Consider the following 26,177-nt stretch of genomic DNA (forward strand, 5'->3'; position numbering starts at 1 on the left):
TGAGGCTCAGGTGCCTTCGAACTTGAACGAGACGTTGAGCTTGGTGCGATAGGCCTCGACTTTTCCCTTGTCGTCCAGTTGCATATCGAGCTTGACCACCTCTGCAATGCGAAGATCCCGGAGGGATTTAGCGGCTTGCTCGACCGCATTGGCAGCCGCCTTCTCCCACGAGTCGGTGCTGGTGCCGACCAGCTCAATGACCTTGTAGACGCTATCGGGCATGTCGTCCTCCTATTCGGGGTAGGGTCCGAAATCTAGCATCTGGATCGCGACGCTGAAACGTGTCGGCGATGTCGCGGAAAAGGGTCCGATTGGCTGTCGCTTTTCCTGAAGGCTTGGTCGCCCCGTCGAGATGCGGTCGCATTTTCAGCCCGAACGGACGCGCACATGAAATTTCTTCCTGCCGGTAGGCTACTGAATATCATTTTGCCGGCCGATGTCGTCGTTGCCGCAGGTTCTGACCGATGAAGCGATGGCACCGCGTCAGCATCAGCAGCATGGTTCTCGCCGTGGGTCTGGTGTGGGCCGGGGCCCTGGTGGTCAGCCGATCGCACGTTCCATCAGAAGCCATAGCTTCATCGGTAACACGTACGCCTGAACTCATAGAGCGTGCGTGGCACCTGCCCGTGGCAGCCACATTCCAAAGACATGTTGATTGGCAATCAAATGGCTCTCGCTGCGGACCTGCCGCTGTTGCGAATACGTACCGGTCTCTTGGCGAGGCGGCGAGGACGGAGGGCAAGGTATTGGCCCGCACGTGGAGCTGCTGGACAGGCGTATGCATCATGGGTCTCACGCTCGACGAGCTGGCCAAAGTCGCCCAGTCCCACACCAGCCGGAAAGTTACAGTCTTGCGTGAACTCAGTGAGACCCTGTTTCTGGAGCATCTCCGTCGCTCCAACGATCCAGGGCGACGCTACATCGTGAATTTCGATCGCGCTCAAATTTTCGGTGCTGGGAGTGGCCACCATTCGCCAATCGGGGGCTATTTGGAAGCCGAGGACCTCGTTTTCGTTCTCGATGTCAATCTCGATTTCCAGCCCTGGCTCGTCGAGCGGAAGCGGCTGTTCGACGCTGTTAATACCTTCGACGGCGACGAGAAGCGGGGGCTGCTCTTGATAGAGTAATATCCCGCATGATCGCCTTTTGGCCCTCAGCCGACCCGCCGTGTGCATGCGGCTGAGGACCGCTTGTGACTCACTGCAGACGTTAGCGCGCGCTGCGATGGGCGGCCGCGTAGCGTTACCAAGGATTAATTTCTTCGACAGGAGACGGAAAGAATCGATCTTCTAAGATGGGCTTAGCCGAGGAGATCGAGTCATCACGATGCGCCACAGCTCAATCCTGCACGCTGTTACCACAGCCGGTCTGCTCCTGGGAACCAGCCTCATCGCAGATGCATCCGCCGAGACCGCCAGCCACGCTTTGGCTGTCTCCGTCGACGATTTCAAGTATAGAGACACGTCGAACGAGCCCACCGATCAGACGGCCGTACATGAAAAGCGATTGCGGGCATTCATGACCGCGCTGCGGGACGATGTCACGGCGGACCACCGTTTTAAACTTGTGCCGTCCTCCTGCGCTTCAAATTGCCCGACCGATGGACCAATGTTGCGCGATCGGCTGCGCGCTGCGTCACAGGCCGGCGCGCAGATCCTGATCATCGGCGGCTTCCATAAGATGAGCACGCTGGTGCAGTTTGCGCAGACTGTTGCTATCGATGCAAAATCTCAGCGCATCGTGTTTAGGAAATACTTCCAGTTCCGCGGCGACAACGACGAGGCATGGCAGCGGGCGGAGCGTTTTGTATCGGAGGACGTCCGCGACCGGCTGCTTGAAAGCAGATCGCAGCAATAGACTACGCGCGATACATGTGTCTGACACCGTGAGTCCGGTTTTGGCCCTTTGCAGACCTGCCGACGACCTTTGAGAATGTCTGCTGTCAGAGGGTGCGCCGAACTAGGGGGCAAGTGACCCGATCTTCGGACCAATCAATGATTTCGATCAACATACCTCGTGCTCACCCGCTATTCCTGCAAGCAGGCACTCGCCGCGAGAACCCCAGGCGGTGAAGCATTGCACAAGGTACACTGGTCAAATCCTGAGTTTCTGCTTGTCAGGGGCGCGCCCTCCCGATCTTTCCAGCCGCCAAGCTTTCAGAATTGGCGAGAACGTCCAGGGCCCGGCGCGGCACTCAGCTTCGTCGGGGCCACGACGCGGACGATGGTGCCGTTGGCCAACAGCCTCGCTTCAGGGTTTCGCGAGACGTCAGATGGGTAGGAGCACGCCCCCAATCTTGGGACCGCATCCAAGGGCCGAAAATCAGCTTCACATCTAATCTTACCGCAAGCCGCTCCGTGGGGAGCGGAAGTTTCAGGCTAACCTCATCATAATTTCAGGACAGCGATCCCTGGCCATGGTTTAGTGGGAGCGGCCTAGTTCCGAACGCGGTGCCATCCATATGGTGGCAACATGGCCTTTCAAGACACTTTTCGAAATTCTCCTTCACGGCTCGGTCAGGAGAAGCCAATGGGGTTGCGAAACCTTCGAAACGTCGTCGGCCTCACGATGCTTCTTGCCGGAGCCACCTCGGCGACTGTGTCCACCTGTCGTGGAGACGACGCCTGGCCAGTGCGCACTGTGAAAATCATTGTACCGTTTGCCGCAGGCTCCGCGAACGATGTAAGCGCGCGTTTCTATGCCGACGGATTGACCAGGCGCTGGGGCAAGCCCGTCGTGGTCGAGAACCGGCCCGGCGCCGATGCCGTCGTCGGTGGCGGCGCGTTTGCAAACGCCAGGGACGATCACACTCTTCTCTATGGGACCGCCTCGATGGTCACCGTGAGCCCGCTATTGCAGGACTCGCTTCCCTACGATCCGTCCCTTGACATGCTACCGATCGCCTCGACGGCTAGTTCCATCCTGGTCATCGCGGTTCACGACCGCCTTGCGGTGCGCTCGCTGCAGGAGCTGGCAGAACTGGCCCGAGCGAAGCCGGGTGAATTGTCGTGGAGTTCGGGCCCGAGCCTGCCACACTTCGTTTTCGCGGCAATGCTGGCGAGGCACGGGCTCAAGCAGGTCTACATCCCTTATCGGGATGCCTCGGCCCAGCAGGCGGATTTTGGCGAGGGACGGGTCCAAATTCTTTCCCACGCCCTGCTGTCGGTGAGAGCTCCTGTCCTTGCCGGCAACGCGCGGATACTGGCCGTCACCAGTCCTGAACGCCAACCAAGCTTGCCCGACGTGCCGACCGTCGCTGAATCCGGCTTTGCTGAAATGGAAATCGAGGGTCTTGCAGGTCTGTTCGGCTGGCGTGACATGCCGCCGGCCTTGCGCGACAGGATTTCTGCGGACGTGCAGGCGGTGGCCGCCGATCCCTTGGTCCGCTCTCGAATCGAAGCAAGTGGCGCGCAAGTGCTCGGCGGCACGTCTCATGAGTTTTCCGCGGCCATCGAACGGCAGCGAGAGCGCATCGAGCAGATCAGCCGCATCGTCGATTTGAAAAATGTCGCAAGGTAGTGCGGCCTCGGGAACGCGGAGGTTCAAATGAAGGTTCGGGCCGCCATCGTCGGTGGAGGAATAGGCGGTCTTTCCGCGGCATGCGCCCTGCGTCGAAGGGGCATCGACGTCATGGTTTTCGAGCAATCCGATGCGCTGGGCGAGATCGGTGCCGGCCTGTCGATCTTTCCGAACGCGCTGCGGCAACTCGAGCGAATGGGGCTGGGACCGGCTCTGGCAAAGGTCGGCGCCAAGATCGGCGATGCATCACAATACTGCCGCTCCGACGGTACCAAGGTCGGCTCTGTCGTCACGACCGACTCCAGCGGCTGGAATGGCATGTACGGCATGCACAGAGCCGATCTGCTGAATGTGCTCGCGGCAAGCATTCCGGCAGAAGCCGTCCGCACCGGCTATCGCTGCATCGGCTTCGAGCAGAGCGCGGCCGCAGCGCGATTGAAATTCGCAAATGGGGAAACCGTCGAAGCCGACGTCGTGATCGCTGCAGACGGCATACATTCTGCCTTACAGAAGTATGTGGTCGAGCCGACACTACCGGAATATTCCGGCGTCCGCTCCTATCGCGGTTTGATTGCCAGCGACAAACTTCCGGGATGGCGGGAGGCGGCCCATCAGGTTTGGATGGGGGACGGAAAGCACTTCATTGTATTTCCAGTGCGCGCTGGCCGGCTGCTGAACTATGTCGGGTTCGTCCCCACCTCCGACCCCAAGGCCGAATCCTGGTCCGCCATCGGAGACCGCGACGAGCTTGCGTCGTCCTTCATCGGATGGGATGCACCTGTCGTGAGACTGCTGGAAGCGGTGGAGAGCTGCTTTTGGTGGGGTTTGTATGACCGCAAGCCACTGCAATCGTGGACCAATGGGCGGCTCGCGCTATTGGGTGACGCTGCCCACGCCATGCTTCCGCATCTAGGGCAGGGCGGCAATCAGGCGATTGAAGACGGCATCGCTCTGGCTGTCCTTCTTGAGGGACGAGATCCGGTCGAGGTGCCGGCCATCTTGCCGCAGTACGAAAAAATGCGCCGTGTCCGGACTGACGTCATTCAGGCGGAGGCACGAAAAAACGGACTGCGTTTCGATTCTAAATATGAAGACCTCGAACAACGCGATCGCGAAGTTGCAAACTCCGCCGCATTCCGCAGATGGCTGTTCGATTATGATGTCGAGAACGTCGCCATTGGCCAGCGCGCATAGTCAAGATTTGCCGGCTCGTCGCTGATGGCTGCGATGCCGAGCGTCGCTGTCAGCTTCTCTGAGAACGCGGCTTATGGCCCATAGCTGACCTGCCCGCGCAGCCGATCCATGACCGCTTGTGACCCTGGCTGGTGAAAACACCGCGCCTGGGATACGCCAGTGGCCATCTCATGACAGTGTCTCATCCGTCGTCGCGCTGTTTGCATGCATTCCGCCGCGCCACGAGGACAACCATTAGGCGAAGCGCTCTTTTGGGTCACTTAAACGCTTGCTTCAAATCGTGCTGAATATCGGCTTTGCAGGGTTAGATCAGAAGTTTGCATCCGCGCCAAACCGGTGCTTTTGGCCCGTTGCAGACCTCCACCATTGCATCAGAGCCAAGCTTCAGTCTCCTTCGATCCAAATTCCTGTCGGGCGAACTGGCGCAGCCAGCTCAGATCGGCTCAGGAACGCTCGTTGCCGACTTTTGCGCCGGTCTTGGCGTTACCGTGCGTTATCTTGCCTATAAGTACGGAGCCAATGTCACTGGTATCGAATTCACGCCTGCGCGCGTCGCAGGCGCGCAGGATCTGACCAGGCGCGTCGGCCTTCAGGACGTGGCGCGAATCATCGGGCAACGTGATGAACGTTCCACTGGTGACGCGAGCGTCGACGCCGTCGTCAGCCAAGAATCATTCTGTCACGTCCCTGATGTGAAAAGGACCGTGATGGAAGCCAGCCGTATTCTCAAGGCGTCGGTCGATTGGCCTTTACCGATTGGGTCGCCAACCAACCGCTTTCAGCCGCAGATGCGCAACTGATGTGGGACGCGATGGCAATTCAGCCGCTCCGCTCGATTCCTGACTATTGTCGCCTGGTCGAGGGCACTGGCCTCAAGGTGCTTTCGGTCACAGACTTGACCGACGAATGGGGCCCAATCCTCAAGGATCACCTCGCGATGTATCAACGCTTGCACGAAGAAGCGCGACAGGCCGGAACACCGCTTGAACACGACACATTTCATGAATCGTACATTAGATTTGTCGAACTCGTTCAACAGCGCAAACTAGGCGGCATAAGAATCGTTGCGACGAAGTAGGTCCTAAGCTTCTCAATGTAGATGTGATTTGTTGCGCTGCATATGTCGCTTCCTGGCCCATCGGGTGGTCGCGCTAATTGATGACCATCAGAATCTCTTCCGCACGAGCAATAATTGATATAGGCTAAACATCCAGCCGCCAGCGGGTGGTGCCGAACGCCTGTCCATTCTGAGCGGTATTTGCCCACGGCAGGGTCTATGGTCTTTCGCTCAACGCGGCTTTAGCCGCCCGTTTTTGTTGAGCCCGAAGCAAACCCTTAATTTTCGAACATTCCTCGAGAGGAGGAAGTCATCATGCATTTTTGTATGACAGGGCAATACACACCAAAATCTCTCAACAGCATCATGGAAAATCCCAAGACCAATCGGTACGAAGCGGCCAAGAACCTCATCGAAGCCGCCGGCGGAAAATTGATATCAATGTATAGCACCGCTGCCGAAGGCCCGGGCGTCTTGGTAATCTTCGATGTGCCTGACCCCACTGCAGCACCGGCAATTTCTGGCACCGTCGTGGCATCCGGCGCCATTCATAACGTAAGCCTCATCAGGCTTTGGACACAGGACGAAATTGCCAAGGTCCGTCAAACTGCAAGCCAGCTCCGGGGGGAGTACTCCCCGCCGGGCAATTGAAGACAAACGGCCAATACCGCGGCCTGAAGTCGACCAGTTGAATTCAACGTCGGCGGCAGTTTGGCGGTCTGCCGCCAACTGATGCCCGCCAAAATATTTTTTGAGGCCATCATGCCTGAGACATTTGAGATCATCATGCCTGAGACATTGGAAATCCTGCTGTGGTTTGCCGCGCTCGCGACGTGGCTGATGCTTCTCTTCGTCATCCTCAGGACGGCGCTAGAACCGCTATTCAAGCGCATGCGCCGACTGCGCGATGAATCTTTCAAGGTGAAGGTGAAGTGATGTCGGGCCTACAGTTTCCGACAGAAACTAAACCGGCCTGCTCCGGTGACGAAGATTAGCATCGCGCCTCCCATGATGGAGATATTCTTCAAGAAATGATTGTACTGGCCAATTTGCTGCGCACCGGCCGGATACTCCCAGTAGCGGTGGGCAATAGCAGTTGCGACCAGCACGAAGACAAAGGTCAGCACCGCGCAGTAGCGCGTACCGACGCCCAATATCAAACCAATGGATATCAATGTCTCCAATGCGATATTCGTCAGAGTGAACAGCTCAGGTGCTGGAAGGTTCAGCGACTTAGAATAGCCGACAGAGCCACTGAAGTTGGTTATTGCTCCGTACGCGCTACCAACGAATACCCACGCAAGTAGAATGCGACCAACCAAGATCAGGGCATCAGCTCTCTTTTTGGCGAATTCATCAAGGGCCAGGGACAGAGAATTGAATTTCATCGGTAAAGCCTCCACCCTTGTTATCTAACGCGGCTGAAAAACTCTTGTTAGCAATCTATCAGGATTAGGGGGGCCGTATGAAGCGCTTCACCTTCGGCGCGCTGCAAACGATGCCTCCTTCATCGTCCGCCCTTTTCGGGAGTGGCTTTGGCCCAAATGCCTGCTCCTGGCCCGTAGCTGACCTGCCGCGCGCAGCCGGTGAAGGACCGCTTGTGACCCGAATACGACATCAGCCTCTTCCACCAATCTGTCCATGCGAATAGAATGCGTGTCTGACCAGAGGGTCGGCAATGGGACGGCGCGAGTTCATCATCTTGGCCGGAGTGGCTGCTGCCACTTGGGTCCCACCAACAGCCCTGCATTCCGAAGAACGGGTAATCAAAATCGTCGTACTCGGCGATGTTCTGGCTTCCGGCTACTATCTGCCCGTTGGGCGCAGGTTCTCCGACAGACTTGAATTTGCATTGAAGGCCAAAGGTCAGTCGGTCACGGTTGTTGATGCAAGCAAGGGCAATGACACAGCAGCAAGGGGCCTTGCCAGATTGAGTCACGCGGTTCCCGAGGATGCCGATGCGGTGATCTTGGAACTCGGTGCGATTGATATGCTCTTTGCCGTCGAGCCAATCATCACGCGCAAGTCCCTGGCGGCAATCATTGAAAACCTAAAAGCGTGGCGGATCGCCGTGCTTCTTTGCGGAGCAGCGCCTCACACCGACCTGGATGACGAACACAAGAGTGCCTTTGCAACAATGTTCTCCGGCCTTGCCAGCGAGTACGATGTGCTATTCTACCCTGCATTTGATGGCGCGTTTGTAAGCGATCCTTCGCTTAGAGAGATCGGCGACTTCAAGCCAAACGCGGCGGGGACCGAAGCCGTTGTTGCGCGCATATTGCCGAAGGCCGAGGCGCTGATCGATCAAGCACGTCACAGAGTCCATTGACCCATAAATACGGGCCGATAGCTCGCAACCATCATCGTCGTCGACGCGGTCATTGGCGTCGAGTCACTTCCGCCATTGGCCCGCAGCTGACCTGCCGCGCGCAGACGGAGGAGGACCGCTTGTGGCCCGTAGCTGACTCACAAAGCCGGACTGGCCATGTCCGGTTTCGCGGACAGAGCGGACACCGCCTGCCCCGCGATCGGGTTTACGACTACGCTCCCCAGCGCATCAGGGCGCGTACCGATGCCTGCTGTGTTGAATGGATTCAGTCGGGGACGGGTCGCTTCGAGCCTGCGCGCGGGACGCGGTGTGGAGCTCGAGGATATCGATCTCGAGGATATCGATACGGAGTAGCGGTTGGGGCTCGCCCTGTCACGCGTGCCGCGACAATGGCATCTTGCGCCTGTTTTGCCCGACGAGTCAATATTTCGTAAAAACCTAATTTGCGTTTTTCCGTTATCTCCCCCGGCAGATTCAACGGATTCGCAAAGCACCTAAGCCATTGATCCCGCTCATGCCGGCTACTGTGCATGGGGTTGTTTTCGAGGTTTTTTGTTTTGGGCAGCTCGAAAGCCGCAGGCTGAACCGGACCTGATCCGGGCTCGTCCGCTACCTCATCACCCGCAGGCCCTTGGTCGTGAACCGCTGCGTCTTGTCGCCGGGACGAACCGGTCGCCGCGTGCCGGCGGCCTTGCCGGTGCCGGGCGGCTGGTGCGCGGGGACCAACTGGTCGGGGCGCGGGCCGATCAGATCGGCGCGGCCCATCTCCTTCAGCGCTTCACGCAGCACCGGCCAATTGTCGGGGTCGTGGTAGCGCAGGAACGCCTTGTGCAGGCGGCGCTGGCGCAGGCCCTTGATCGCCTCGACCTTGTCGCTGCCGCCGCGCCGCACGCCGCGCAGCGGGTTGACGCCGGTGTGGTACATCGCCGTCGCGGTCGCCATCGGCGAGGGCAGGAAGGTCTGCACCTGATCCGCGCGATAGCGGTTCTTCTTCAGCCACAGCGCGAGGTTCATCATGTCCTCGTCGGTCGTGCCCGGATGTGCCGCGATGAAATACGGGATCAGGTAGTATTTCTTGCCGGCCTGTTCGGCCGCGGCATCGAACATCCGCTTGAACTGGTTGTAGGCGCCGATGCCGGGCTTCATCATCTTGTCGAGCGGCCCGCGCTCGGTATGTTCGGGCGCGATCTTCAGATAGCCGCCGACGTGATGGGTGACGAGCTCCTTGATGTATTCGGGGCTCTCGACCGCGAGGTCGTAGCGTACGCCGGAGGCCACCATCACCTTCTTGATGCCCTTGGTCTCGCGCACCTTGCGATAGAGCCGGATCAGATCGTCATGCGAGGTATTGAGGTTCGGGCAGATCTCGGGGAAAACGCAGGACGGTCGCCGGCACGCCGCCTCGACCTTCGGGTCCTTGCACGCCATCCGGTACATGTTGGCGGTGGGGCCGCCGATGTCGGAGATGACGCCGGTGAAGCCGGGCGTCTTGTCGCGGATCTTCTCGATCTCGCGCAGGATCGAGCCCTCGGAGCGGTTCTGGATGATGCGGCCCTCGTGCTCGGTGATCGAGCAGAAGGTGCAGCCGCCGAAACAGCCGCGCATGATCGTCACCGAGAATTTGATCATGTCCCACGCCGGGATCTTCGCGTCCCCGTAGGACGGATGCGGGGCGCGCGCGTAGGGAAGATCGTAGACCGCGTCCATCTCCTCGCTGGTCAGCGGGATCGGCGGCGGGTTGAGCCAGAGATCGCGATCGCCGTGGCGCTGCACCAGCGGCCGCGCATTGCCGGGATTGCTCTCACGATGCAGCACGCGTGACGCGCGCGCATAGGCTTCCTTGTCCTGCTCGACCTGCTCCAGCGCCGGCAGCCGGATCACGGTCAAGCCTTTCGTCCGCGAAGCGCCCTCGTCGGCGGAGTCGATATCGTCGGCGTGCAGCTCGACATAGTCCTCAGGCACGCGGCGGAACAGCGCGACGCCCCTGATGTCGTCGAGCTCGCGCGGTGCCTCGCCGGCGGCAAGACGGTTCGCCACTTCGACGACGGCGCGCTCGGCATTGCCGTAAAGCAAGAGGTCCGCCTTGGCGTCGGCCAGCACCGAGCGGCGCACCTTGTCGGACCAGTAATCGTAATGCGCGATCCGGCGCAGCGACGCCTCGATGCCGCCGAGCACGACCGGGACGCCCTTGAACGCCTCGCGGCAACGCTGGGCGTAGACGACGGTGCAGCGGTCCGGCCGCTTGCCGCCTTCGCCGCCCGCGGTATAGGCATCGTCGCTGCGTATACGGCGGTCCGCGGTGTAGCGGTTCACCATCGAGTCCATGTTGCCGCCGGTGACGCCGAAGAAGACTTTTGGCTTGCCCAGTGCCTTGAACGGCTCGGCCGAATGCCAGTCCGGCTGCGAGATGATGCCGACGCGAAAGCCCTGCGCCTCCAGCAGGCGGCCGATGATGGCCATGCCAAAGCTGGGATGGTCGACATAGGCATCGCCCGTCACCAGCACGATGTCGCAGGCGTCCCAGCCGAGCGCATCCATCTCGGCCCGGCTCATCGGGAGGAACGGCGCCGGCTTGCGCGGGCGCGCCTGCGCCATCAGGGGTTTTTCGGCGGCGATGATCTGGATGTCCATGGCGCATACGCATAGGACTCCGGGACGGCGAATACAACCGACGGGCACGTGAAAGATCCGGTTCCGTGGGCGGCAGCCCGGGCGTGCGGACACGTTAACCGTTCGCGAGCGCCGCCATCAGCTGTGTGAGGCCGTCCACATACCGCCCAGCCTATCCCGCGTCATGCTCTGCCTCGTTTCAAGGGAGAGATCGATGTTTGTGGTCGACATGCTGCTGATCCTGGCGATGATGTTTTTCCTGTTCCTGCCGATCACCGATCGCAGGACGGTGCGGATGAGGCTGTGCATGCTGTGCGCGCTGCTGGCGCTGTTCTCGGTCTCGGTCACCCGTACCCACGTCGCACCGGTGCAACTCGCGCGCGTAGGCTCGACCCATTAGGCGCGCCAGCTGATCCACGTTCTCGCGTCACACGCAGGAACCAACTGCCCTCGCGAACATTCTGATGCAGGGTTAGCGCCGGACCCGGCTGGCGCGTGCGCGTCCGGCCTGATATTGCCTCGATATTCGCCTCGGGCGGATGGGGGAGCCGTGAGTACAGTCATAGAGAACTTGCTGCTCCGAAAGCAGAAGCTCGTCGAGCAGCTCGAGAAGGCGCCCACGGTCGAGGACCGCGACAGGATCGAGCACCAGCTCGAACAGATCAACACCGCGCTGGATTTTCTGGACAGGCCCGGCACGAAAGGCGCGCGGTAGCAGCGCTCAATCCACCTTCAGCGCTTTGGCGTAGACCACGCCAGAATTGGTGATGTGCGTGGTCATCAGCGTCGCGAAGCCGGCGAACTCGCCGCGCGCGAACAGATCGAGCAGCTTGCGATGCTCGTCGAAGGACGTGCGGGTGCGCACGTCGATCGGCGAAGTCAAATTGGTACGGAGTGCTGCGACGCGACTGGATGCGAGCTGATAGGATTCGGCGAGATAGCGGTTGCCGCAATGGGCGAACAGCGCCTCGTGGAACGCGGCATCGGCGCGGCCATAGGCGATGTTGTCCCTGGCCGCGATCGCCGGCTCCATCGCCGCGATCGCCTCGCTCATCGTCGTGATCGCACCGGCGCGATCATGATGGAAGGCGAGTTCGGCAGCCTTGGGTTCGAGCGCGATCCTGAACGTGCAGAGCGCGGTGATGTCGTCCGCGCTTGGCGTAAAGACAAAACTGCCGACCTGCGGCCGGATCACAACGAGGCCCTGCGCCTGCAGCTGGCCCATCGCCTCGCGCACCGGGGTGCGGCTGACGCCGAAGGAGTTTGCCACCATCTCCTCGGAGATCGCGGCGCCGAGCGCGAACTCGCCGTCGATGATGGCCTGGCGCAGCCGCTGCATCACCCGCTGCGACAGCGATTTCGGTGCATCGAGCTTCAGCGATCGCATCGGCTCTCTCAGATCACCTTGCCGGGGTTGAGCAGATGATCGGGATCGAGCGCGGCCTTCAGCGTCCGCATCAGCGCGATCTCGGCCTCGCTGCGGGCATGACCTAGCCACTTCTTCTTCAGCGTGCCGATGCCGTGCTCGGCGGAGACGCTGCCGCACATCTCGCGCACGAGGCCGTAGATGATCGCATCCATCTCTTCCTTCGGCTGCAGCTCGACGGCAAGGCCGGTCACCCAGGAGACGAGATGCAGATTGCCGTCGCCGATATGGCCGTAATAGACGCTCTCGCAGCCCTCGATGCCATCAGCCAGCGCGGACTTGCAGTGCGTGACGAACTCGTCCATCCGCGCCACGGCCAAGCCGATGTCGTAGGAGATGTGCGGCCCCAGCACCTGGCCGAACTCGGCGCAGATGTCGCGCACGCGCCAGAACGCCTGCGTCTGCGCCAGCGATTGCGCCACGGCGGCGTCGGCGAGCAGCCCGCGCTCCATCAGCTCTTCGAGCCAGCTTTGGAAGCGCGGCGCGTCGAGGCTCTCGTCGGTGCCCTGCGCTTCGACCAGCACGTAGAGGCCGTGGCCTGCGGCGACCGGCGGCTTGACGCCGGCGCGAGTCGTGATCACGTCCCAGTAATCCGGCCACATCACCTCGAACGCCGACAGCAGCGGGCCGAGCCCGCTTCGCGCGGCGCCGAGCAGCGCAATCACCGCGGCATAGTCCTCGAGCGCGCAAAGCGCGGCCATGGTCGAGCGCGGTTTTGGAAACAGCCGCAGCACCACGCGGGTGATGATGCCGAGCGTGCCTTCCGAGCCGATGAACAGATGCTTCAGATCATAGCCGGCATTGTTCTTCATCAGCTTGTTGAGGCTGGTGATGATGGTGCCGTCGGGCAGCACCACTTCGATCCCGAGCACCAGCTCGCGCGTCATGCCGTAGCGGATCACGCGGTTGCCGCCGGCATTGGTCGAGAGGTTGCCGCCGATCGCGCAGGATCCGCGCGAGCCGAGATCGAGCGGGAAGAAGAATCCGGCTTCGTCGGCCGCCTGCTGGATCGTCTGAAGCGGCGTGCCTGCTTTCACCGTCATCGTCATCGAGGCGTGATCGATCTCCTCGATGCCGCTCAAGCGCTCCAGCGAGATCGCGACCCAGCCTGCTTCAGGTGATGCGCCGCGGCACAGCCCGGTCAATCCGCCCTGCGGCACGAACGGCAGCTGCGCCTGCCGGCAGGTCAGAATCGCGTCTGCCACGCCTTGCGCGTCGACCGGGCGGATCACCGCGAGCGGCGTTTGCGGCAGGCTCGCGCTCCAGTCGTTGCAATTGCGTGCGGGCACGTCGGTGCCAACAAGCACGGCTGCCGCGCCGAGCTTGTCGCGCAAGGCGCCAAGCAACTGGGTCGGCCGTTCAATGGGGGTCACCATGTTCATGCGAGACCTCCTCGGAATCTGGCTGCGTGTCATGCGCGCCATGACGACGGAAAGGATTTGCGCCTTTGTTGTATGTAAGGTACAACGCGAAATGTAAAGCGAAAACAACGCCTCGGGAAGCCCTCCTCAGATCGTCCGAGATCAGGGGCTTGGTCCGAAGCCACAGCAACGGATGGTGTGATGACGGAGGCGATTCGCGGGTTCTGGGTGGCGTCGGCGACGCCGCTTGCCGCCGACGGTAGCGTGGACTCCGCCAAGCTCGCGGCCCACGCCAAGCAACTCTTCGGCAAGGGCGTCGACGGTGTCGTGCTGTTCGGCACCACCGGCGAGGGCACCTCCTTCAATGTCACCGAACGCGTCGCGACCATCGAGGCCGTGCTCGAGGCCGGCGTTGCGCCGGACCGAATTGGAATCGGCGGCGGCTTCCCCGCGATCAGCGACAGCATCGCATTGACGCGTGCCGTGCTCGGCCTCGGCCTGCGACACGTGCTGTATCTGCCGCCTTACTTCGACCGCAGCGTCACCCCTGAAGGCATCGAGGATGCGTTTGCGGCGATCCTCGACGGCGTCGCCGACGATCGCCTGCGTGCCTACCTCTATCATATCCCGCAGATCTCGGGTGTCGCGATCCCGGCGAGCGTCGCCGCGAATTTGCGCAAGCGCTACGGCAAGCTGGTCGCGGGCCTGAAAGACTCCAGCGGCGACTTCAAGCAGTTCCAGGCGTTCCGCGCCGCCGCGCCCGAGCTCGCCATCACTGTCGGCAACGAGGTTGACATCACCCGCGCGATCGCCGCCGGCGGTGCCGGCACCATCTGCGGCATGGCCAACATCGCGCCGGAGCTGGTCAAGGCAATGATCGACGGCAAGGATGTCGAAGCACGAATGCAGGCTGCCGTGGACATCGTGGTGAAATCGCCATCCTTCCTCACGACGCTGAAAGCCATCCTCGCGGCACAGACGGGCGATGCGAGCTGGCTGCGCGTGCGGCCGCCGCTCCGGGCCTTGTCCGACGGCACCGCGCTGAAGCGGAAGCTCGACGAACTGATGGCTCCCGCCATCGCGTGAGATTGCGCAAAACCGCGACAGGTGCTGTGAATTCGCGCGTTGCGTGTCGCGCTCGCTGCGCAATCAATCGAGGATTGCCGAATAGCGCGATCGGAATCTAGAACCATTCAACACTAGAGCGATTCAAGGACGCTTGCGGTTCTCTTCACGTACAGCGGCTGTTAGACGCGCCAGCTTCTGCGTCTGACCTGGAAGTGAATCGAAAGTGCGTGTCTATCTGGACGGCCAGCGCGTCAGCGGCCGTCGAACGCTTGCCGGCGATAGCCGCGCGGGTCTTCTCATCGGCGCGGCCGTGCTGCTCGCCGAATTTCTCTCCAGCTCGGCGACCGCGCAGGCCCAATCCGCACTGCCGCCGGTGACGGTGGAGGCGCCGGCACCGCGGCCGAAAGCGGCGCGTGCATCGGAGCAGTCTCCACGCCGTACGCAAGCCGCAGCGCGCCAGCGCAATCGCAATCCAGCCCCCGCAGCGCCGACGCTCTCGGAACGCGCCGCCGCGGAAGCCGCCGCGCAACAGGCCGCCAAGCTCGGCTACCGGGCGATACCGAGCGCGACCACGTTGCGCAGCGGCGCCTCGCCGCTCGACACGTCGCAGGCCGTCAACGTCGTACCCGCGCAGGTGCTGAAGGACCAGCTCCCGCGCAACATCGACGACGCGCTGATCAACGTCAGCGGCATCACCCAGACCAACACGCTCGCCGGCAGCCAGGACGCAGTGATCCGCCGCGGCTTCGGCGACAACCGCGACGGCTCGATCATGCGCAACGGCATGCCGCTGGTGCAGGGGCGCAGCTTCAATCCCGCAGTCGAGAGCGTCGAAGTGCTGAAAGGACCGGCCTCGCTGCTCTACGGCATCATGGACCCCGGGGGCATCGTCAACACTATCAGCAAGCGGCCGGAGCTGTACCAGCATGGCTCGGTCACGCTGCTCGGCTCGGCCTTCAATGCCTCGAGAACCGGCGCTGACGGCTTGCTCGACATCACCGGTCCGATTGGTGACCAGGGCCTCGCCTATCGCTTCATCGGCTACGGCGTCAGCGAGGATTACTGGCGCAATTTCGGCCGTCATCGCGAGATGCTGGTTGCGCCGTCGCTGGCCTGGTACGGTCAGGACACCACGGTGCAGCTCAACTACGAGCATCGCGAGTTCATCTATCCGTTCGATCGCGGCACGGCGTTCAATCCGGTGACGAAGGCGCCGCTGGCGGTGCCCACGACGCGCCGGCTCGACGAGCCATTCAATAACACATGGGGTACGTCGGACCTGATCCAGGCGTCGGTCGAGCACCGCTTCAATCAGGACTGGAAGCTCTACGCTGGCTACAGCTACAACACCGAAACCTTCAGCGCCAACCAGCTCCGCATCTCCACGCTCAACTTCACGAAGGGCGCCGAGACCCGCAGCAACGACGGCACGCAGGGCTCGCTCAGCAACGCCAGCTACGGAACGTCCTACATTTCCGGCGGCTTCTGGCTCGGCAACATGCGCAATGATGTGGTGTTCGGCGGCGACGGCCAGTACCGCACCATCTACCGGGACAATCTGATCCGGCAGGTAACTCCCGCCTTCAATGTCTACAATCCCGTTTACGGTCTGATCGGACCGGGAACGACGGTGTCCAATCCAGACAGTGCGCAGACCGACAAGCTTGGCCAGTGGTCGATGTTCGTCCAGGACACGCTGCATCTGACAGAGCGGTTCGCGTTGGTCGGCGGCGTGCGGTACATGGATTACGACCAGATCGCCGGGCGCGGGAAGCCGTTCGTCACCAACACCAATGTGTCCCAGGACAAGGTGCTCCCGCTCGGCGGCGCCATTTTCAAGCTGACCGACCAGATCTCTCTCTATGCGAGCTACACCGAATCGCTGAAGCCGAATTCGACCATTGCGCCGATCGGCGTCATGATCGGCTCCAATGTCGCCCCGGAAGAAGGCGTGTCATACGAGACCGGAGTGAAGTTCGATTTAAACAAGCGTATCTCCGGAACGCTGGCGCTCTACGATCTCGACAAGAAGAACGTGCAGACGACGAAGACGAACAGCGCGAACGTAGTGGAACTCCACACTGTTGGCCGTGCCCACTCGCGCGGCGTCGAGTTGGATGTCACCGGCAGGCTCACCGACAGCTGGGCCTTGATCGGCAGTTATGGCTACACCGACGCCCGCGTGACGGCATCCGAGGATTTGACGTTGCTCGGCAAGAAGCTGCAAAACGTCGCCTTGAACACCGCCTCGCTCTATCTGGTCTATGATTTCGGTGCGGCCTTGCCGGGCCAACTCCGTCTCGGCGGCGGCGCGCGCTATGTTGGGGACCGCCCCGGCGATTCGATCAACTCCTTCTTCCTGCCGTCCTATGTGGTCGCCGATATTTTCGCGACGTATGAGACAAAACACCAGAACACGCCGGTGATCTACCAGTTCAACGTCAAGAACCTGTTCGACACCGTCTACTATCCCTCCGCCGTCAATAATTTGAACGTCGCCATCGGCGACGCGCGGCGGGTGTCGCTGTCGGCGACGGTGAAGTTTTAGCGATGGGCATGTCGCGCAGGGACGCCCGCCTGATGACCGCGCCGAGCGGGAAGGCCCGTGCCAATGCGTGACCCCTGGCGCGCGATCAAGGCGACCCTGCTTCAGGTCCATTCCATCGCGGGCCTCGTGCTCGCTTTGCTGCTCGCTGTGATCGCGCTGTCCGGTATGATCATGAGTTTCGAGGACGAGATCGGCGACTATCTGAACAGCGGCATCATGCAGGTTGCGCCGCGCCAGGCAGCGGCGCTGATGCCGGACGAGCTGGTTGCGCGCCTGACCGCGGGGCAGAATGTCGGCAAGGTTTCCGCCGTCACGCTGGCGAGCGACCCGTCCGCCGCGGCGCATGTGCGCTTCGCCCGCGACGAACAGGGCGCGCGGCCGTCCTCGCTCTATGTTGATCCCTACGACGCGCGCGTGCTGGGCGCGCCGCGCGGCGAAGAGTTTTTCGCGACCGTGCGCAAGCTGCATCGCTGGCTGTTGATTCCCGGCGACGCCAAGGGCTGGGGACGGCAGATCACGGGCATCGCGGCGCTCGGCCTCATCGTGATGCTGGTTTCGGGTCTCGTGCTGCGCTGGCCGCGGCGTGCAGGCAGCGTGAAGATGTGGCTGAAGCCAAATCTCGGGCTCAGCGGGCGCGGGTTGCATCGCTCGCTGCATGCGGTGATCGGCACCTGGGTCCTGCCGGTCTATCTGGTGATGACGCTCACCGGGCTCTGGTACTCGTTCGACTGGTACAAGGACGGAGTCGTCTGGCTGCTGTCGCGGCCGCAAGTCGCCGCCGCTAAGATGCAGCCCAAGATGCCTGCAAAGGCGTCGCGTGCCGCCGGCGCGAGCGAGACGGCACAGCCGATCGGCTTTGATCGCGCGTGGACCGCCTTCCTGCACGAAGAGGGCAGCCGCTTCTCCAAGGCGTTGCTGACGCTGCCCGCCGGTCCGGGCACGGTGATACGGATCCGCTCATGGGGGAAAGACTCCACGCTCGATACCACGCGCGACGAATTCCGCATCGACGCCGTCACCGGTCAGCTGGTCTCCGCGGAACGCTACGCCGACAAGACGTTCGGCGAGAAGATCATCGCGAACGTGCTCGACATCCACCGCGGCGCGATTCTGGGTTGGCCCGGCAAGCTCGCGTTCATGGTGGCCGCGGCGCTCATGCCGCTGTTCGCGGTCACCGGCGTCCTGCTTTACGTGTCGCGCCGCAAGCTGCGGCGGCCGGCGCAGCCACCGCTCGGCCGGCTCATGCCGGGCGAGTGATCGCGTCGACTGCCGTTCGGCGATCGCCGAATAACAGTGACAACGAATCGCGTTGGCGCTGCGGACAAGAAGCACTTGTCGGAGCCTTCGTAAAATGGTTCGATTGGCGAGGTGCATCCTAAAGTGGTGGTTATCTGATGGCGTTGTCCGAACGCGACGAGATCGAAGAGACCGCGCTGCCTGCCGTACTGGTGAGACGCAGTGACCTGCCGGTGCCGCTCGCGTACCCAGCGCGAAGTTTCTTCGGCGGGCTTCCCAGGCTGCCTCCGCAGTTCGAGTGGCCGACGGCGGAGGTCAGAGCGAACCAAACCTTGGAGACCGTCGCGCTCACCTTCGTCGCTCAGATCGACCTGGCCGAAGTCCCGGGCTCCGGTTGGTCGCCGCTGCCGAAACGAGGCACGCTCTATTTCTTCTGCAGCTCCGTGTTCGTGGGCGAAGGACGTCCGCCTTGCCGCATTCTCTACGGTACTGCTGCGGGTGACGCATATCCTGACCGCGCGCCACCGTCCGATCTAATGCCGCTGGCGGGGACCGGTGGTGACGCCCAGGTCAAATGGCTCGATCCGGCGCTCGATTTTCATTCCAAGGTCGAATTCAAATATCCACTTTCTTTCCAGGTGTTCCGGGACTTCTATTTCCACGAGGACGCCGTCGGAGGCGAACTCATGATCGCGGAATTATGCAAGGCATTGGGTCCCGGTGAGCCGCGAGGACCTGATTTTCTGCAATTCAGAATGGCGTCCGAATACGAGAAGGACGATCATTGGCCTTTCAACTGGCTCCTGATCAATCATGTGGTTCGGTCTGTGCTGTCGCACGTCGTTCGCGACCTGACACCCAAATACGCCTACAAGCCGCTCAACGACGACGGAGTCGCGGAATTGAAGCGCCTTCGGGCTGGCGCAATCGGATGGCTCGAGCGCTGTCGGGCGCTGACGCCGATGGATAACGTGGATGCGGACACAAGAGCGATCTTTCGGGCTTGGTGGACCGACGTCGTGCTCACCTACGAGAGTATCCGACAATACGTCTATACGTATTCGTCCACAATCGCGTCGGACCTCGGCAATGCCATCAATCATACGATCCGATGCATGGCGGAGCAGAACGTCGAAGCTCTCGACGAAGTTCCTCTCAGCTATTTGAAGAATTTCGCGCGTCGAAATCATTGGAAGGCCCCGACCCTAAGAGATGGCCAATATCGCCATTTCAACACCGCCCTGCATCAGATGCTGGGATATGGCAGCGGCCCGCAAGATGCGACGGAGCAGCACTTAGAGGATATATTATTGCTCCAGATGCAAGGTGATCTCGCGTTTCTTGACTGGCACGCCAACATCGGATGCACGCTTCATTTCTGGATCGACCGCGATGCTCTCGATCGGCTCGACTTCGCGAAAGTGGTCGCTACATACGAATGTGATTGAGGTGACGCCGACGCGATGAACTCGCGACCGGGTCGAGAGGCGTTCGCGGGTAGGATCTTCCTCCTCGAACAAGATGTGTCTGACAAGGGCTACCGAATTGGAATGTACGCGGCATGGCTAGCCAATGCCGCAACAATGGTTCAAAAGCTCATGGTCACTTCCCAGAGTTCATGCCATGAAGCTTCCGACCGTCACCCCCGCCGATATCCGCCGCGCGTTGCTGTTGCGCGAGGAGATCGCGCTGCTCGATCTCAGGCACGAGGCTGGCTTCGCGACGGGACATCCGCTGTTCGCCGCCAATTTGGCCGCCGATCGGATTGCGATCGAAGCCGAGGTCAGGCTGCAGCGCAAAGATGTGCCGATCGCGCTCTATGACGATGGCGAAGAACTGGTCACTGCCGGCGCCGAGCGCCTCGCGGCTCTGGGCTACACGAACATCTGCGCGCTCGACGGCGGGCTGAAGGCCTGGCGCGACGCGGGCTATCAAATCTTCGAGGACGTCAACTCCTACTCAAAAGCCTTTGGCGAGCTGGTCGAGTCGCGCCGGCACACGCCCTCGTTCAGTGCCGACGAGGTGGTACAACTCATCGCGGACAAGGCCAACATCGCCATCCTCGATGTCCGCCGCTTCGACGAATACGCCACCATGAACATTCCGGGCTCGGTCAGCGTGCCCGGCGCGGAGCTGGTGCTGCGGGCAGGGCAGGCGGCGCCCCACGCCGACACCACCATCATCGTCAATTGCGCCGGCCGCACCCGCTCGATCATCGGCACCCAATCGCTGATCAATGCCGGCGTGCCGAACAAGGTCCGGGCGCTGCGCAACGGCACCATCGGCTGGACGCTGGCGCGGCATACGCTCGACCATGGTGCCGACCGGCGTGGTGCGATCGGGTCGTTCGAGGGCGGCCCGGCCAATGCCCGCGACGTCGCCTATCGCGCCGGTGTGCGCCACATCGGCGCGAGCGAGATGGCTGCGCTTGTCGCGCAGACCGATCGCACGCTCTATCGCTTCGATGTGCGTGACGCCGAGGAATATGCCGCCGGCCATCTCCCGGGCTTCCGCCACTATCCCGGCGGCCAGCTCGTGCAGGAAACCGACATGGCCGCACCGGTGCGTGGCGCGCGCATCGTGCTGACCGACGACAAGGGCGTCCGCGCCGACATGACGGCGTCCTGGCTCGCGCAGATGGGTTGGGAGGTCTATGTGCGGGAAGGCGGCTATGACGGCGCGCTCGAAGTCGGCCCGCCGCACGTCCTGCCCAGGCCCAACCCCGCCCACCGCTACCGTCGCCCCTATGAAGGCACCGGCGTCGACGAGCGCGCGATGCAGGCCTATCTCGACTGGGAATACGGCTTGGTCGACCAATTGCGTCTGGACGGAACGCACGGGTTTTACGTGATCTGACGACCGCCCCGCCATCTTCTCCCCGTATCCGAACCCTATTGTGCTGCGCATCCCCCGCGGTCTATGAGCTGCGGCGAAGCTGTGACCCACGGAGATTTCATGCCAGCCCCAGGCCAAAGCCCTGAGCGGAACGCGAAGGCGCTGCTGCTCGAAGGCGTCAACGACAGCGCCGTGGACCTGTTCAGAACCGCGGGTTTCACCAATGTCGAGCGCCTGACCAAGGCGCTGGACGGCGAGGATTTGCGGCGGGCGCTCAAGGGCGTGTCATTGCTCGGCATCCGCTCGCGCACCCAGATTACCGATGAGGTGCTGGAGGCGGCCGACCAGCTTCTCTCCGTTGGCTGCTTCAGCGTCGGCACCAACCAGGTCGATCTGCTGGCGGCGCGTAAGCGCGGCATTCCGGTGTTCAACGCGCCGTTCTCCAACACGCGCAGCGTCGCCGAGCTCGTGATCGGCGAGATCGTGATGCTGCTGCGGCGCATCTTTCCGCGCTCGGTGTCGGCCCATGAGGGCGGCTGGGACAAGTCGGCGACCGGCAGTCGCGAGGTGCGCGGCCGCACCCTCGGCATCATCGGCTACGGCAATATCGGCTCGCAGCTCTCGACGCTGGCCGAGGCGATCGGCATGCGCGTGATCTATTTCGACCGCACCGACAAGCTCCGCCACGGCAACACCGAGCCGGTCGAGAAGCTGGAAGAGCTGCTGGCGCAGAGCGACGTCGTCAGCCTGCACGTGCCGGAGACGCCGGAGACATCCGGGATGATCGGCGAGAAAGAGCTGCGGGCGATGAAGCCCGGCTCCCTCCTGATCAACAACAGCCGCGGCACCGTCGTCGATCTCGATGCACTGGCGGGAGCTCTGCGCGACGGCCATCTCGCGGGTGCCGCCATCGACGTGTTTCCGGTCGAGCCTTCCTCGAATTCGGACCGCTTCAAGAGCCCGGTCCAGGGCCTCGGCAACGTCATTCTCACCCCGCATATCGGCGGCTCGACCGAGGAGGCGCAGGAGCGCATCGGCGGCGAGGTGGCGCGCAAGCTGGTCGACTTTTTCATCACCGGCTCGACCACGGGGGCGGTGAATTTTCCGGAGGTGCAGTTGCATCTGCGTCCCTCCGGCGCGCGCTTCAGCCACGTCCATCGCAACGTGCCCGGCATGCTGCGCCGACTGAACGAGGTCTTCCTCCAGCGCGACATCAATATCGCCGCGCAATATCTGGAGACCTCCGGCGACCTCGGTTACGTCGTGCTCGACGCCGACCTCGGCGGCCAGGATTCAGGCGCGCTGCTGCAGCAGATCCGCAGTCTCGAGGGCACCGTCGGCGCGCGGCTGGTGTTCGAGCACTAGCGTCATTGACGGGCGGTCGCAGGTCGCCTTGAATGCGGCCTCCTGGCAGAACGAACAGAAAATCAGGGGGAAACGATGGCGCAAATCCATGTGAAGCTGTGCGCATTGCTAGTGGGTGCAGCGGCCGCGCTGGGCGCGAGCTCCGCCTCGGCGGCGACGCTGGCCCAGGATGCGGACACCGTCTGCAAGGTTCTCGTCGGCAGCATTGACGCCGTAAAGGTGGATTCGGCGACGTTGCTGGCGCCGTCGCAACTGGCCGTGGCCGAACGCGGCCCGACGCCGTCGGGGCGCGTCACGCCCGCCAACCCCGGCTTCTGCAAGCTGCTCGGCCATATCGATCCCGCCGATCCCAAGGCGCCCCCGATCAAGTTTCAGGTCAATTTGCCCGTCGAATGGAACGGCCGCTCGCTGCAATATGGCGGCGGCGGATTCAATGGCGTGCTGATCACGGGCCTGGCGCTGCCGCCGGCCTATCCCTTCGACAAGCCGTCGCCGCTCGCGCGCGGCTTCGTCACCTACGGCACGGATTCCGGTCATGAGTCCAAGCCGGGCGAGCCGCCGCAGCTGTTCGCGCTCAACGACGAAGCCTTCGAGAATTTCGCCCATCGCGCCTACAAGAAGGTGCGCGATGCCGCGGTCGCGCTGATGCAGCGCGCTTACGGCAAGAGACCTGAGAAGATGTACTTCATGGGGTCGTCTGAAGGCGGCCGCGAAGGCCTGACGATGGCGCAGCGCTACCCTGATGATTTCGACGGCATCTTTGCCCGCGTGCCCGTCATCAACTGGGTCGGCCTGCAGCATGCCGGCACCCGCTCGGGTCTCGCGACCATGGGTGAGGGCTGGATCAATCCGGCGCAGGTGAAGCTCGTGGGCGATGCCGTGCGGGCCGCTTGCGACAAGGCCGATGGCTCCGATGACGCGCTGGTGCAAGATCCCGTGTCCTGCAAGGCGGCGTTCAAGGCGGAGACGCTGCGTTGCGCCAGCGGCAAGTCGGGCGATCAGTGCCTCACCGACGCACAGATCAAGGCGATCGACACGTTGCATGCGACCTACAAATTCCCGTTCCCGCTCGCCAACGGTCTCGATGATTATCCGGGCTGGGGCGTGTCGGGTGAAGACACGCCGGCGGTTGGCCCGACCGGCGGCTGGGTCGCGTGGTGGCTCGGCACGGCGCCTCCCGCGCAACCGCCTGCGCCCAACAACGGCATCGCCTGGATCTACGGCGCCGGCGGAATTCAATATGTGTTCGCGCGCGATCCCAAGCTCGACGTGACGACGTATAAGCCCGAACAGCACAAGGCGCGGTTGCTCGAGGTCTCCAGCCTGATGGATTCTACCGACCCCGATCTCAGCCGCTTCCGCGCCCGCGGCGGCCGGTTGATCATGCTCGAACACATGGCGGACTACGCGCAGAGTCCCTATGCCGGCATCCGCTATTTCGAGAACGTCGAACGCAAGCTCGGCAAGGCCGAGACGGCGGAGTTCGCGCGGCTCTACACCGCGCCCGGGGTCGACCACGTCGGCTCCGGCGCGCCGGCCAATGTCGACATGCTGAGCGTGCTGGTCGATTGGGTCGAAAAGGGCAAGGCGCCCGGCGATTTGGAAGTCACCGAGCAGAAGGTCGAAGCGCCGTCCTTTGCGACGCTTCGCGCGCTGCCGCTGTGCCGCTGGCCGGCGTGGCCGCACTACAAGAGCGGCCCGGTGACAGAGGCGGCGAGCTTCACCTGCGCGCCCTAGCAGGCGCGCCACTTCGGTGCGTCACCCCGCCGCCATCGCCTGGGCGCCGCCGAGCAGCTGCGCATTGAGCCGGCCGCCGGAGAACAGCATGTCGTCAAGCGCCTCGTCGATATCGGCGGAGATCACGGTGTTGCCGCCGTCCCGCGCGATGCTTCCTTGCGCCAGCCGCCGCATCAGCTCCTCGATGAAGGCGCAACTCGTGCCTTCGCTGCGACGGGCCGCTTCGGCGATGACCGCGTCCTCGATTGGCAGTCCTTTGCCGTAGAGCCGGACCAGCTTGCCGCGGCCAGTCTCGTCGGGCAGCGGCACTTCGATAGCTTGATCGATGCGGCCGGGGCGACCCGCGAGAGCTCCCTCGAGGTCCTCCGGCCGGTTGGTGGTCAGGACGAACAGGATGTCGGCGTCTTCTTTCAGGCCGTCCATCTCGTTGAGCAGCTTGTTCAGCATGGATTCCTCACACGGCCCCATGTCATCGCGGTCACGGGCGATGAGATCGACATCCTCGATCACCACCATCGACGGCTGGAGCAGCCGTGCCAGGCTCATATAGGCGCCGAGTAGACCGATTTGTTCGGCCGTGATGATCAGCGTCGTATGCCCGGGCAAATGCGTTGCGAGATAACGGATCGTGTGGGTCTTGCCGGTGCCCGGCGGCCCGTACAGCAAGATGCCTTTGCGTGTCGATTGACCCAGCCGGCGCAGTTGGTCTCGGGTGTTGACGAAGGTCAGAACGTTGCGATCGAGCAGCCGCAGGGTCTGCTCCGGCAGGATCACCTCGTCGCGCGCGACCTGCGGCAAGCGATGCACCGTGATGCCGCGCGAGCGACCGCGATAGTCGGAGTCGGCATCGAGCGACAGGATCTTGCCGCGATAGGTCCGCGCAGCCTGTACGGCTTCTTCCAATTCACTGAAGCATTGCTGGACCAGAGCCGCGCCTGCGGAACCTGCGGGCACGAGAATCTCGATCCGAATTCCGGGCTCGCGACTGTATTCGCGGTGTGCGCAGAGCAAAACCGCATAGCGGAGATGATCCTGCTCACACAGCCACAATCCGTTATCCAGACACTTGACCGGGCTCTTCTCGCCTACGTCGACGTCGGAATATTGCAGTGGGGCAATCGCGATCGCATAGCGGCCCTCCTTGAGCAGTCGTGGAATCGACAGCGTTTCGTAGCGCTGCTCCTCGTTCAATCCCACCAGCCGGATGGCGTTGCCGAAGAGCCGGTCGACCGCGGCCTGGAGATCGACCCGCATGTGGCCGGGAAATTGGCGGATCGTGGTCACGAGCTTGCTGCGCGCGGTGCTGGCAAGGTGCCAATCGAGAACGTCGCAAGCAAAGTCGAAATCTTCCTCTTGTTCGTTCGAGGGCTCATCCGCCGCACGCATGCAGTCGCTGCACAGCCAGACCGTGCGGCTGCCGATACGCACGTCCATCTGTCCCCCCGGCTTGCCGCAGAGTTCGCAAGGAGCGTGACCGCCTCAAGCGTGACCTGCAGTTGATGGCCGGCCAGGCCGATGGATTGTTGCGCAGATTTGAAAAGGGCTTCGGCGACGGATTGGGGGTAAGGTCCGCAAACCGCCCTTTCCTTCTGCTCGATCTGGGTGATCAGCGCGGTCGCTTCACGGTCTGATTTGCCAAAAACCTGCCGAAGCAGATCCATCACGAATTGGTCCGGCGTATCATCGTCATTATGAATTACGAGCTGGGTCGGCTGGTTCGGGCCACGCATACTGTTCATCACGAAGGTCTCCGGAACAATCTATGATTGAATAGAACGAATAGGGAACACAAAAAGAAGCGACCGTCAAGCGTTGCGGCGGCACCTAATTGCGATTGGTGGGTGAGGTCCTGGTGCGCCGGTGCGGCCTGTTGCTCGACGACTGCCGCGGCA

General features: G+C 62.4%; 25 protein-coding genes. 18 read left to right on the plus strand and 7 right to left on the minus strand.

Going from position 1 to position 26,177, the window contains the following annotated elements; genetic code table 11:
* Positions 1 to 6: 6 nt before the first annotated feature.
* On the minus strand, positions 7 to 222 hold the full coding sequence (locus ABIC03_RS27435) for a dodecin family protein (protein WP_009859447.1): 216 nt from the start codon (positions 220 to 222) through the stop codon (positions 7 to 9).
* Between the two features lie 242 nt (positions 223 to 464).
* Between ABIC03_RS27435 and ABIC03_RS27440 the strand changes: the two genes are divergently transcribed.
* The 8 genes from ABIC03_RS27440 (at position 465) to ABIC03_RS27475 (ending at position 6,706) form a co-directional block, all read left to right on the plus strand.
* Positions 465 to 1,127, plus strand: a complete 663-nt coding sequence (locus tag ABIC03_RS27440) for a phytochelatin synthase family protein (protein WP_009859446.1) — start codon at positions 465 to 467, stop codon at positions 1,125 to 1,127.
* A 199-nt stretch (positions 1,128 to 1,326) separates the two neighbouring features.
* Positions 1,327 to 1,857, plus strand: coding sequence for a DUF2380 domain-containing protein (locus ABIC03_RS27445; protein WP_275174089.1), 531 nt, complete (start codon positions 1,327 to 1,329; stop codon positions 1,855 to 1,857).
* A gap of 615 nt (positions 1,858 to 2,472) precedes the next feature.
* Positions 2,473 to 3,519, plus strand: coding sequence for a Bug family tripartite tricarboxylate transporter substrate binding protein (locus ABIC03_RS27450; RefSeq protein WP_354062674.1), 1,047 nt, complete (start codon positions 2,473 to 2,475; stop codon positions 3,517 to 3,519).
* Positions 3,520 to 3,546: 27 nt separating this feature from the next.
* Positions 3,547 to 4,713 (plus strand): FAD-dependent monooxygenase, encoded by a 1,167-nt coding sequence (locus ABIC03_RS27455; RefSeq protein WP_354062676.1) that lies wholly within the window; start codon positions 3,547 to 3,549, stop codon positions 4,711 to 4,713.
* Positions 4,714 to 5,030: 317 nt separating this feature from the next.
* Positions 5,031 to 5,513, plus strand: coding sequence for an SAM-dependent methyltransferase (locus ABIC03_RS27460; protein ID WP_275174085.1), 483 nt, complete (start codon positions 5,031 to 5,033; stop codon positions 5,511 to 5,513).
* Positions 5,513 to 5,791, plus strand: coding sequence for a hypothetical protein (locus ABIC03_RS27465; protein ID WP_354062679.1), 279 nt, complete (start codon positions 5,513 to 5,515; stop codon positions 5,789 to 5,791). Before ABIC03_RS27460 ends, ABIC03_RS27465 begins: the two co-directional genes overlap by 1 nt.
* 294 nt (positions 5,792 to 6,085) lie before the next feature.
* The gene (locus ABIC03_RS27470) at positions 6,086 to 6,421 is read left to right on the plus strand and encodes a GYD domain-containing protein (protein ID WP_354062681.1); all 336 of its coding nucleotides are present in this window, start codon (positions 6,086 to 6,088) and stop codon (positions 6,419 to 6,421) included.
* A gap of 111 nt (positions 6,422 to 6,532) precedes the next feature.
* Positions 6,533 to 6,706 (plus strand): hypothetical protein, encoded by a 174-nt coding sequence (locus ABIC03_RS27475; RefSeq protein WP_275174080.1) that lies wholly within the window; start codon positions 6,533 to 6,535, stop codon positions 6,704 to 6,706.
* 8 nt (positions 6,707 to 6,714) lie between these two features.
* Here the strand turns inward: ABIC03_RS27475 and ABIC03_RS27480 are convergent, their stop codons facing one another.
* Positions 6,715 to 7,158 (minus strand): DoxX family protein, encoded by a 444-nt coding sequence (locus ABIC03_RS27480; protein WP_275174078.1) that lies wholly within the window; start codon positions 7,156 to 7,158, stop codon positions 6,715 to 6,717.
* A gap of 290 nt (positions 7,159 to 7,448) precedes the next feature.
* Here ABIC03_RS27480 and ABIC03_RS27485 point away from each other — a divergent pair, with 290 nt between their 5' ends.
* Entirely contained in the window at positions 7,449 to 8,099 is a 651-nt protein-coding gene (locus ABIC03_RS27485; RefSeq protein WP_354062683.1) for a GDSL-type esterase/lipase family protein, read from the plus strand.
* 609 nt (positions 8,100 to 8,708) lie between these two features.
* Here the strand turns inward: ABIC03_RS27485 and ABIC03_RS27490 are convergent.
* Positions 8,709 to 10,730 carry a YgiQ family radical SAM protein gene (locus ABIC03_RS27490; protein WP_354062685.1) on the minus strand — a complete coding sequence of 674 codons (2,022 nt, stop codon included), beginning with the start codon at positions 10,728 to 10,730 and terminating at the stop codon, positions 8,709 to 8,711.
* 193 nt (positions 10,731 to 10,923) lie between these two features.
* Here ABIC03_RS27490 and ABIC03_RS27495 point away from each other — a divergent pair, with 193 nt between their 5' ends.
* Both ABIC03_RS27495 and ABIC03_RS27500 read left to right on the plus strand, forming a co-directional pair.
* Positions 10,924 to 11,109: a hypothetical protein gene (locus ABIC03_RS27495; protein WP_275174073.1), complete on the plus strand. Its 186-nt coding sequence runs from the start codon at positions 10,924 to 10,926 to the stop codon at positions 11,107 to 11,109.
* A 150-nt stretch (positions 11,110 to 11,259) separates the two neighbouring features.
* Positions 11,260 to 11,424: a hypothetical protein gene (locus tag ABIC03_RS27500; protein ID WP_275174072.1), complete on the plus strand. Its 165-nt coding sequence runs from the start codon at positions 11,260 to 11,262 to the stop codon at positions 11,422 to 11,424.
* Positions 11,425 to 11,430: 6 nt separating this feature from the next.
* On the opposite strand, the gene ABIC03_RS27505 is transcribed toward ABIC03_RS27500, so the two are convergent.
* Both ABIC03_RS27505 and ABIC03_RS27510 read right to left on the minus strand, forming a co-directional pair.
* Entirely contained in the window at positions 11,431 to 12,096 is a 666-nt protein-coding gene (locus tag ABIC03_RS27505) for a GntR family transcriptional regulator (RefSeq protein WP_354062688.1), read from the minus strand.
* 8 nt (positions 12,097 to 12,104) lie between these two features.
* Positions 12,105 to 13,517: an FAD-binding oxidoreductase gene (locus ABIC03_RS27510; RefSeq protein ID WP_354062690.1), complete on the minus strand. Its 1,413-nt coding sequence runs from the start codon at positions 13,515 to 13,517 to the stop codon at positions 12,105 to 12,107.
* A gap of 180 nt (positions 13,518 to 13,697) precedes the next feature.
* Between ABIC03_RS27510 and ABIC03_RS27515 the strand changes: the two genes are divergently transcribed.
* The 7 genes from ABIC03_RS27515 to ABIC03_RS27545 all read left to right on the plus strand — a co-directional run bounded on the left by ABIC03_RS27515 (position 13,698) and on the right by ABIC03_RS27545 (position 24,285).
* The gene (locus tag ABIC03_RS27515; protein WP_354062692.1) at positions 13,698 to 14,582 is read left to right on the plus strand and encodes a dihydrodipicolinate synthase family protein; all 885 of its coding nucleotides are present in this window, start codon (positions 13,698 to 13,700) and stop codon (positions 14,580 to 14,582) included.
* 205 nt (positions 14,583 to 14,787) lie between these two features.
* Positions 14,788 to 17,112 (plus strand): TonB-dependent siderophore receptor, encoded by a 2,325-nt coding sequence (locus ABIC03_RS27520; protein ID WP_354062694.1) that lies wholly within the window; start codon positions 14,788 to 14,790, stop codon positions 17,110 to 17,112.
* A 63-nt stretch (positions 17,113 to 17,175) separates the two neighbouring features.
* The gene (locus tag ABIC03_RS27525) at positions 17,176 to 18,369 is read left to right on the plus strand and encodes a PepSY-associated TM helix domain-containing protein (protein ID WP_354062696.1); all 1,194 of its coding nucleotides are present in this window, start codon (positions 17,176 to 17,178) and stop codon (positions 18,367 to 18,369) included.
* 137 nt (positions 18,370 to 18,506) lie between these two features.
* On the plus strand, positions 18,507 to 19,796 hold the full coding sequence (locus tag ABIC03_RS27530; RefSeq protein WP_354062698.1) for a DUF1963 domain-containing protein: 1,290 nt from the start codon (positions 18,507 to 18,509) through the stop codon (positions 19,794 to 19,796).
* A 175-nt stretch (positions 19,797 to 19,971) separates the two neighbouring features.
* Positions 19,972 to 21,204 carry a rhodanese-like domain-containing protein gene (locus ABIC03_RS27535; protein ID WP_354062700.1) on the plus strand — a complete coding sequence of 411 codons (1,233 nt, stop codon included), beginning with the start codon at positions 19,972 to 19,974 and terminating at the stop codon, positions 21,202 to 21,204.
* Between the two features lie 99 nt (positions 21,205 to 21,303).
* A complete protein-coding gene (gene serA / locus ABIC03_RS27540) occupies positions 21,304 to 22,548 on the plus strand; it encodes a phosphoglycerate dehydrogenase (RefSeq protein ID WP_354062702.1) in 1,245 nt (414 codons plus the stop codon).
* 75 nt (positions 22,549 to 22,623) lie between these two features.
* Positions 22,624 to 24,285, plus strand: coding sequence for a tannase/feruloyl esterase family alpha/beta hydrolase (locus ABIC03_RS27545; protein WP_354062704.1), 1,662 nt, complete (start codon positions 22,624 to 22,626; stop codon positions 24,283 to 24,285).
* Between the two features lie 21 nt (positions 24,286 to 24,306).
* Here the strand turns inward: ABIC03_RS27545 and ABIC03_RS27550 are convergent, their stop codons facing one another.
* Positions 24,307 to 25,569 (minus strand): AAA family ATPase, encoded by a 1,263-nt coding sequence (locus tag ABIC03_RS27550; RefSeq protein WP_354062706.1) that lies wholly within the window; start codon positions 25,567 to 25,569, stop codon positions 24,307 to 24,309.
* Positions 25,566 to 26,024, minus strand: coding sequence for an ATP-dependent Clp protease adaptor ClpS (locus tag ABIC03_RS27555; RefSeq protein ID WP_354063199.1), 459 nt, complete (start codon positions 26,022 to 26,024; stop codon positions 25,566 to 25,568). Before ABIC03_RS27555 ends, ABIC03_RS27550 begins: the two co-directional genes overlap by 4 nt.
* Positions 26,025 to 26,177: the final 153 nt, after the last annotated feature.

It is taken from the genome of Bradyrhizobium sp. RT6a (assembly GCF_040547675.1).
Classification (GTDB): Bacteria; Pseudomonadota; Alphaproteobacteria; order Rhizobiales; family Xanthobacteraceae; genus Bradyrhizobium.